The 8,382-nt window shown below is 74.0% G+C and carries 8 protein-coding genes and 1 tRNA gene; 6 read left to right on the top strand and 3 right to left on the bottom strand.

The window, feature by feature from the left end:
• A partial coding sequence (locus ACFVWU_RS29415) for a histidine kinase (protein ID WP_387626562.1) occupies positions 1-736 on the bottom strand: 736 nt, incomplete at its 3' end.
• A gap of 113 nt (positions 737-849) precedes the next feature.
• Here ACFVWU_RS29415 and ACFVWU_RS29410 point away from each other — a divergent pair.
• The 4 genes from ACFVWU_RS29410 (at position 850) to ACFVWU_RS29395 (ending at position 4,638) form a co-directional block, all read left to right on the top strand.
• Positions 850-1,899, top strand: coding sequence for a serine hydrolase domain-containing protein (locus ACFVWU_RS29410; protein ID WP_387626560.1), 1,050 nt, complete (start codon positions 850-852; stop codon positions 1,897-1,899).
• A 450-nt stretch (positions 1,900-2,349) separates the two neighbouring features.
• Positions 2,350-2,826 (top strand): MarR family winged helix-turn-helix transcriptional regulator, encoded by a 477-nt coding sequence (locus tag ACFVWU_RS29405; RefSeq protein WP_387626558.1) that lies wholly within the window; start codon positions 2,350-2,352, stop codon positions 2,824-2,826.
• Positions 2,826-3,803: an ATP-binding cassette domain-containing protein gene (locus ACFVWU_RS29400; protein ID WP_387626556.1), complete on the top strand. Its 978-nt coding sequence runs from the start codon at positions 2,826-2,828 to the stop codon at positions 3,801-3,803. The genes ACFVWU_RS29405 and ACFVWU_RS29400 overlap by 1 nt, the downstream gene beginning before the upstream one ends.
• On the top strand, positions 3,763-4,638 hold the full coding sequence (locus ACFVWU_RS29395) for an ABC transporter permease (protein ID WP_387626554.1): 876 nt from the start codon (positions 3,763-3,765) through the stop codon (positions 4,636-4,638). Before ACFVWU_RS29400 ends, ACFVWU_RS29395 begins: the two co-directional genes overlap by 41 nt.
• Positions 4,639-5,028: 390 nt before the next feature.
• Here the strand turns inward: ACFVWU_RS29395 and ACFVWU_RS29390 are convergent, their stop codons facing one another.
• Together ACFVWU_RS29390 and ACFVWU_RS29385 are read right to left on the bottom strand one after the other, a co-directional pair.
• The gene (locus ACFVWU_RS29390) at positions 5,029-6,519 is read right to left on the bottom strand and encodes an FAD-binding protein (RefSeq protein ID WP_387626552.1); all 1,491 of its coding nucleotides are present in this window, start codon (positions 6,517-6,519) and stop codon (positions 5,029-5,031) included.
• A 274-nt stretch (positions 6,520-6,793) separates the two neighbouring features.
• A complete protein-coding gene (locus tag ACFVWU_RS29385) occupies positions 6,794-7,135 on the bottom strand; it encodes a hypothetical protein (RefSeq protein ID WP_387626550.1) in 342 nt (113 codons plus the stop codon).
• A gap of 531 nt (positions 7,136-7,666) precedes the next feature.
• On the opposite strand from ACFVWU_RS29385, the gene ACFVWU_RS29380 reads away from it, so the two are divergent.
• Together ACFVWU_RS29380 and ACFVWU_RS29375 are read left to right on the top strand one after the other, a co-directional pair.
• Positions 7,667-7,746 (top strand) — tRNA-Tyr (locus ACFVWU_RS29380).
• Between the two features lie 161 nt (positions 7,747-7,907).
• Positions 7,908-8,192: a YciI family protein gene (locus ACFVWU_RS29375; RefSeq protein WP_387626548.1), complete on the top strand. Its 285-nt coding sequence runs from the start codon at positions 7,908-7,910 to the stop codon at positions 8,190-8,192.
• The last annotated feature ends 190 nt before the right edge of the window (positions 8,193-8,382 follow it).

The raw sequence follows: 8,382 nt of genomic DNA, 5'->3' as shown, positions 1-8,382 counted from the left end.
TACTCTCGTGTGCTTCCTCCAGGAGTCTGGCCACCAGCTCGGGGTCCTCGCCCAGTGACTCACGGGCCACGCCCAGGCGCACCGCGATGGCCACCGGCCTGGCCTGGGTGCCGTCGTGCAGGTCGCGTTCGATCCGGCGCAGTTCCGCGCCGTGCGCGCTCATGGCGCCCGCCCGTGTCCGGGTCAGCGTCTCCACCCGCCGCGTCAGCCGCTCGGTGGCCGAGGGCGACAGCGACTGCGTGCAGATCCGGGCGTGCGGGCGCGCCAGCGGTGGGGCCGGCCGGTACGTCAGGGCCGCGAAGACGACGGTCTGTGCGCTCCCCAGGGTCAACGCGGTGCCCCACCCGGACAGGGGGACACCGGCGGCGAAGCCGCCCGCGCGGGTGTCGGCGGGCGGTGCCCACCACAGGGGCACCGTGACGGCGGTGGCCACCGCGTTGCCCGCGCACAGCACCGCGAGGAGCCCGAACACCGCACCGCTGACGGTGCGGGTGCACAGCCACCCGAGGACACGCCACGTGCCGGCTTGGACGGGGCCGGAACACGTGCGCCGCAGCAGTCGGTCGGCGCGGCGGCGATGCCAGGACGCCCAGGCGCGCGCCGTCGTGGGGACGGCGAGGACGGGCAGCGCGAACAGGGTGAGCGCGGCGGTGAACAGGTTCGTCAGGAGATAGCCCAGCGCGCGCCACATCGCGCGGAGCCGACCGGTCCCGTGGCGGTGGTTCGGGTGCTTCATTCGCGCAAGTCTGCGTCATGGCGGCCGGGCCCGGCACTACAGCCCACTACCCTGTTTTCCCGCCAGCGCGCGGTAGCGTCCGCGCGCCCGGGCCGCACCTAGTGTCAACGCCCATGACGACTCCACAGACGCGTTCACCACGGCGGCGCGGCCTCGTCGTGCGGCGGAACCTGGCACTGGCCGCCCTCGTGGCCGTGACCCTGTCCACCACCGGTGCGCCCGGCGCGTGGGCTGCCCGCGGGCCGGGCGACCGGGCCTGGGCCCGGCTCCAGCTCCGGCTCCAGCGCGACGTCGATGCGATCATCGCGGTCGGCGTGACGGGAGTGCAGGCCCGCCTGGTCTCCTCCCAGGGCCGGAGCCTGACCGTCACCGGCGGTGTCGCCGACCTGACGCAGCGCCGGCCGGTCGCCCCGGACGGTTACGCGCGCATCGCCGGCGTCACCAAGGCGTTCGTGGCCACCGCCGTCCTGCAACTCGTCGGCGAGCACCGGCTGCGCCTGGACGACCCGATCGAGCGATGGCTGCCCGGTGTGGTGTCCGCCAACGGCAACGACGGCCGCGCGATCACCGTCCGCCACCTGCTCCAGCACACCAGCGGTATCCACGACGACTACCCGGACTACACCTCGGCCACGGACTTCTACCGGCACCGGTACGACACCTCCACCCCCGAGCAGACCGTCGCCCGGGCGATGCGCCACCGTCCCGATTTCCAGCCCGGCACGCACTGGAAGTACTCCAATACCGGTTATGTCCTGCTCGGCATGGTCATCGAGAGGGTTTCCGGGCATCCCTGGCACGAGGAGGTCAGGGACCGCATCGCGCGCCCGCTCGGTCTCGATCACACTTTCTGGCCGGGCACCTCACCCACGCTGCCCCAGCCGCACGCCCGGACCTGTCAGAGGTTCACGGCCGGCGAGCCGCTCGTGGACGTCACCGAGCAGGTCGGACCGGGCACCAACGGGGAGGCGGGGCTCGTGTCCACCACCGCCGATCTCGACCTGTTCCTGCGCGCCCTGCTCGGCGGCCGGCTCCTGGCGCCGGCGCAGCTCGCGCAGATGAAACGGACCATCCCGATCAGCGAGGACTTCGAGGAGCTCATGCCGGGCGCCCGCGACGGGCTGGGACTCTTCTCCCGCCCGCTGTCCTGTGGCGGGGTGTAGTGGGGCCACGAGGGCGGTGACGCCGGCTGGATCACCGCCACCGGCGTCACCGCCGACGGCCGGCACAGCGTCACGGTCTCGCTGTCGGGCGTCCTCGCCGAATCGGCGGACGACGTCCAGCGCGTGGAACAGGCCCAGAGCAAGCTGGTCGACGAGGCCCTGTGCGGGGCCGCGAACGCCGGCCGCGCGTAGGCCGGGGCAGCGGTGGAAGCGGTGGAAGCGGGTCCCGCCGCCTCGCAGCCGGGGTGGCGGGGTCGTGGAACCGCGGCCGGCGGGCGTCGAGTCCGCCGCCGGGCACGGCGGTGACGGACGAGGCCGGGCCACGCCCAGGCGCACCGCGATGGCCACCAGCCTGGCCTGGCGGTCGCGGACCGCGGGGACGGGAGGACCCCGCACGGCGAGGGGCCGACCCTCGACACATATCTCTCACTGAGAGCTAAAATCGGGGGTATGGCGACCGAGGCTCCGGACACCCCCGACACCGCCCTCGCGGAGGAGTTCTCCGCACTGATGGTCGGCATCCAGCGCATGCTCAGACGCCGGCTGCGCCAAGGCCTGGAACAGCCCCGCCTGCGCGGGGCGCAGGTGGAGCTGCTGCGGCTGGTGACGGACAGCCCCGGGCTGCGGGTCTCGGACGCGGCCCAGGAGCTGTGCCTGGCCGGGAACTCGGTGTCCACACTGGTCAACCAGCTGGTCGCGCAGGACCTGCTGCGGCGCGAGGCGGACCCCGGCGACCGGCGCGCCGCGCTGCTGTACGCGACCGGGCAGGCGAAGGAGCGCATCGAGGCCTGGCGCTCGCGCCGCCGGGCGCTGGTGGGGGAGCTGGTGGCGGCCCTGCCCGAGCAGGAGCGGGCGGCGCTGGCCGCCGCCGTGCCCGCGCTGCGCTCCCTCACCCGGGGCCTGCGCGACCTGCCCGAGGAGGGGTGATGGACGCAACCGGCCAGGACGCGGTGGTGTGCCGGGGCCTGGAGTACACCTTCCGCCACGGCCGCGGCAAAGGCCGCCAGACCCGCGCCGTCGACGGCATCGACCTGACCGTCCACACCGGCGAGGTGTTCGGCCTGCTCGGCCCCAACGGCGCCGGCAAGACCACCACCATCCGCGCGATCACCACCCTGCTGCCCGTCGGCGCCGGCATGGTGCGCGTCTTCGGCCACGATGCCACCCGCCGCCCCATGCAGGTGCGCCGCCTGCTCGGCTACGTGCCCCAGCAGCTGTCCGCCGACGCCGGGCTGACCGGACGCGAGAACGTCGCCCTGTTTGCCCGCGTCTTCGACGTCCCCCGCGTCGAACGCGCCGAACGCGTCGCCCAGGCCCTGGCGGCCGTCGACCTCACCGACGCCGCCGACCGTATGGCCGCCACGTACTCCGGCGGTATGGTGCGTCGTCTCGAACTCGCCCAGGCCCTGGTCAGTGCTCCGCGTCTGCTGGTCCTGGACGAACCCACCATCGGCCTGGACCCGATCGCCCGTACCGGGGTGTGGGAACGTATCGACGCCGTGCGCGAGGCCACCGGTATGACCGTCCTGGTCACCACCCACTACATGGACGAGGCCGACCGCCACTGCGACCGCATCGCCCTCATGGACCGCGGTCGCATCCGCGCGCTCGGCACCCCCGCCGAACTCAAGGACCGCCTGCGCCCAAGCGACCCCAGCCGGAACGAACCCTGCGGGGACGACCCGCGCCGGGACGACCTCCGCGGGGCCGACTCCCGCCGGGCCGACTCCCGCGGGGACGACTCCCGTCGTCCGGACGACTCCCGCCGGGACGGCCCCCGCGGGGACGAACCCACGCTGGACGACGTGTTCCGCCACTTCGCCGGCCGTGACCTGGCCGACGCCACGGAAGGAGACTTCGGTGATGTCCGCCGTACCCGCCGTACCGCAGGCCGCGTCGGCTGAACCCCCCGCGGGCGTACCCGCCCCGGCAGCGCGGATGGATCTGTTGCTGGTGCCCCCGCGCGCCCGCACCGGCTGGCGTCTGATCCCCGCCCGCGTCAGCGCGATGTGCGCCGTGGAACTGCAGAAACTGCGCCACGACCGCACCGAGCTGTACACCCGGGCCGTCCAGCCCGCCTTGTGGCTGCTGATCTTCGGCGAGACCTTCACCCGCCTCAAGGCCATCCCCACCGGCGGCATCCCGTACCTGGACTACCTGGCACCGGGCATCATCGCCCAGTCCGCGATGTTCATCGCGATCTTCTACGGCATCATGATCATCTGGGAGCGGGACTCCGGGGTCCTGACCAAACTCCTGGTCACCCCCACCCCCCGCGCCGCCCTGGTCACCGGCAAGGCCTTCGCCGCCGGCGTGAAGGCACTCCTGCAGGCAGTGGTCGTGGTGCTGATCGCCGCCGCCCTCGGGGTCGCCATGACCTGGAACCCGCTGCGCCTGCTCGGCGTGGTGGCGGTGGTGCTGCTCGGCTCGGCGTTCTTCTCCTGCCTGTCGATGGCCATCGCCGGGATCGTGCTCACCCGCGACCGCCTGATGGGTATCGGCCAGGCGATCACCATGCCGCTGTTCTTCGGCTCCAACGCCCTCTACCCCCTCCACCTGATGCCGGGCTGGCTCCAGGCCGTCAGCAAGGCCAACCCGCTCAGCTACCAGGTCGACGCCCTGCGCGGCCTGCTGATCGGCACGCCCTCCCACCTGCCGCTGGACTTCGCCGTCCTCGCGGCCGCCACCCTGGCGGGCATCGCCGCGGCATCCGCCCTGCTCGGACGCCTGGCCCGCTAGCGCCCGCCCCCGCCCGGCGAAGGAAGCACGCACCGTGAGGACACGGCGCGCCCGCCCCCGCCCGGCGAAGGAAGCACGCACCGTGAGGACACGGCGCGCCCGACACCCGGCCGGCGCGCACGCCCGCACACCGACGCCGACTCCCACCACGGCCCCCACCCCCCACCACCACCCGCCGCCACCACGCCACTCGCCGGGCCACGTCGTGACGGGCACGACGGCCCGGGCACAGACCAGCCGCCCCCCAGCCGCCCCCCAGGTGCCCCCCAGGGGCCGCCCAGGGGCCGCCCGGACACCCGGGCAGCCCCCGACACGGGCGCCAGGACCCGGCGTCAGGCGTCGTGGACACCCTGCTCTGGCGTCAGGTGTCGTGGGTGCCCTGCTCCGGTGTCAGGCGTTGTGGATGCCCTGGCCCGGTGTCAGGATCCCCGCCGGGTCGAAACGCCGTTTCGCCCGCTCCACCTGCTCCCACAACCCCCCGTAGTGCCGCCGCCAGTCCGTCCCCGTCATCCCCGGCACCGCTCCGATCAGATACCGTTTCCCGCCCAGTTCCACCGCCCGCTCGTACAGTCGCCGGTTGCGTTCCAGCATCCCCGCCGTATCGGCCCCCGGCCCCGGGAACGCCAGCAGGTCGAAGTGCCAGCCCACCGCTTCCTGTGGCAGCACCGCCAGTGGCGCCTTCACCCGCTGCCGCGCGTACGGGTAGAACAGCAGCAGCCCCGCTCCCAGGTCCGCGGCCGTCAGCACCCGCGCCGCCTCCTCCATGAACACCCGCGCGCTGGAGGCGGGCAGGAACAGGCTCAGCCACGGCTTCGGCAGAGCCCACAACCCCGCCGCCCGCAGATACCCCGCGAACGCGTCCACCCGGAACGCGTACTCACGCCAGCTCTGCTCCACCACCGCCGTCTCACCCGCCACCGGAGCGAGCCCCGCCAGCAGCGCCTGCCGGTCCACCGCCCGCCCCGCCTCCCCGTACGCCACCAGCTCCGCCGTGTACCGCCACCGCCGCCCGTCCGCGCTGCGCACCACGTTGCCGACCTGCAGGTCGAAGCGGCCGTCGGCCAGCACCCGCTCCTGGTCGGCGAGGTAGGTGTCGAGGTCGTCGTAGGCGAGGGTGAACACGGTGGAGCGCTCGCGCACCGCCACCAGCGCCAGCGTGGCCCGCACGATGATCCCCGCCTGCCCGCCGCCGGCCAGCACCGCCTCGAACAGCTCCCGGTTGCGCTCCCGCGAGGCCGTCACCAGCTCACCCGTCCCGGTCACCACCTCCAGTTCCCGCACGGTGTCGACCTGCATGCCGTAGTGCTGCACCGCCCCGCCGATGCCGCCCACGCTCAGCGTCCCGCCGACGGACAGGTGCAGATAGTCCGTCAGGCACGGCGGGACCCAGCCCTGCGCCAGGCCCGCGTCCGTCAGCTGCGCCCAGGTGGCGCCGGCCTCGACCACGGCCTGCCCGGGCCGGATCGAGACGATCTTGTCCAGGCCGCGGGCGTCGATCGCGATGCCGCCGCGGGGGTTGGCCTGGCCGTAGTTGGAGTGCGACTCCAGCCCGCCCTGCCCGACCACCGCCGCGTCGCCGCTCTGCCCGTTGACGGCCACCGGGATGCGGTGGCGGTGGGCGAAGGCGAGCGTCTTCTGCACGTCCAGCACCGAGCCGGGCCGCAGCACCGCGCGGGGCGCGGCGGTGACCAGGTGCCCGAAGTCACCGCAGAACCGCTCCAGCCCCTCGCCCTGAAGTGTCACCGTCCCGTCCAGCGAGGGAAGTTCGGCGACCTGCGCGCCGGGCTCGGCGGCCCAGGAGCGGGCGGCGGTGTTCCAGCCGACGACGGCGGCGCCGGCGCCGGCGATCAGGGCGCGGCGGGACAGTCCTGACCTGCTCATATCAGAATTTCTCCGATCGGTCGTCATATAGGGATTGTTGTACCGCAACCATCGCGCAACCATCCCGCGACCACCTACCGCCCCGCCCGCCCCGCACGCCCCGCCCGCCGCCGCGGTTCGGCGAGTGAGCGGAGCACTTTCTCCACCGGCACTTGCGGGCCGGCCGTGAACGGCGCCCGGTACCCCACCGGGCCTGCGGCCCGGGCGGGGGGCGGTTGTTGCCGGCTCGGCAGTCGCGCCCGGGCCCGCGGCACCGGATCCTCGTGCGCACGCGTCACTGGCCCGCCTGCCCCAGGCGCCGTTCGATCTGCCGCAGGTCCGCCATCGTGTGGTCCCACATGTGGCGCTGGTAGGCGGGGGCGTCGGCGGGGATGTGGGCGCTGGCCGCCCGGGCCTCCTCCAGCAGCGCCCGCCGGGCTTCGGGCAGGTGGGCCACCCGCGGGCTGACCTCGCTCAGCTCCCGCAGGACGAAGGCCAGTTTGAAGGCGTAGGCGCGCGGGCTGACCGTGAACAGGATCCGGTAGACCCACAGGCCCTCCTCCCCGTCCAGGATCCGGTCGTTGTGGCTCATCAGCCGCACCCGCGCCTTCAGCACCAGGTCCGCGTGCACGTTCATGTCCCGTGTCCCCCTTCGTCGTTGACCATCCGTCCACCCACCCCCCGTACGGCACCGGGGCGCGACGGATCGCGCGCCGGCCGCCCGGGAAAGCGGGCGGCGGCGCGTGGGCCGCGAAGGGGGATGGGATGTTGCACGAGTGTGCGCCCCGCCAAGGGGCCTGGGCAAGGTGAAACCGGGGTGCGCTAGGTCCTACCGAAACCCTGGCCTGACCTGGCAGGATTGGGGTCGGCACCCTCCCGGGGCCCGGGTGGGAAAACCCGTTGCACCCCCAAGGGGCGCCGCGCGACAGTGGTCGCGGACAAGCGCCGCACACCGCGCGCAGTGAAGGAGGGGAGTACGCCATGAACGCCGTAGCAGCCCGAGCCGCCCATGGCCGTGGCTATCGCCGCTTCCCGTCCGCGCCCCGCGTCGCCGCCGTCCTTTCCCGGGCGCGCTGAGGCACCGCGCCACCGCACCGCGTATTTCCGCGTATTTCCGCGTATTTCTGCGGATTCTTCGTGTGGAGCAAGGGTGTTGACGGCCTCTTGAGGGTGAGCTGGGCAGTGGAGAGCCCAAGGGCCTGTAAAGCCCCCGCTTCGGCTGTGGCGGTTCGAATCCGCCCTCGCGCGCCCCTGTCTCGGGCCTCGCCCCGCTGCTGTGCGGCGCGGCAGGAACGCGCCGCCGCCGAGCCGCGCCCGGGCCGCGGTGGTGACCTGGTTGCGGGCGTCGCGTGTGCGTCGGGGCGCCGGTGCGCGGGAGGGTCTGGCCTGGCCGCTTGTTCGTACGGGAGTTGACGTACACCGCTGGTCTGGGGCGGATCGACGAGGTGCTGCCGCGGTATGTGGAGTGGTTGCGCGGGCGGTTCGGGGTGGGGGTGTTCCTGGCCGCGGGGCGCGAGGTGCGGCGCGAGGGTGGGGTGATCCTGGCGGCGGGGCAGGACCGGGCGGCCATCGAGGCGCTGGCGGCCACCGACCCGTTCGCGCGCGAGGGCCTGGCCGAGTACCGGGTGACGCAGTTCGCCGTCGGCTTCACCGCGTCGGACCTCGACGGGTGCCGCGAGCAGCCGCCCGCCTGAACCCGTCTGCCCGGATCGGGCCGTCTGCCGACAGGGCCGTCTGCCCGGACCGGGCCGCACCCGGCCGCTCGCCCGGACCCGGCCGCACCCGGCCGCCCGCCTGAACCCGGCCACCCGCCCGGACCCGCCCGGACCGGGGCGCCTGCCCGGACCCGGCCGCTCGCCCGGACCGGGCCGTCTGCCGACAGGG

The organism is Kitasatospora sp. NPDC058190, assembly GCF_042883685.1.
Classification (GTDB): Bacteria; Actinomycetota; Actinomycetes; order Streptomycetales; family Streptomycetaceae; genus Kitasatospora.
The sequence above is the reverse complement of the archived record's forward strand: the minus strand, read 5'-3'. Positions and strand labels throughout refer to the sequence as shown.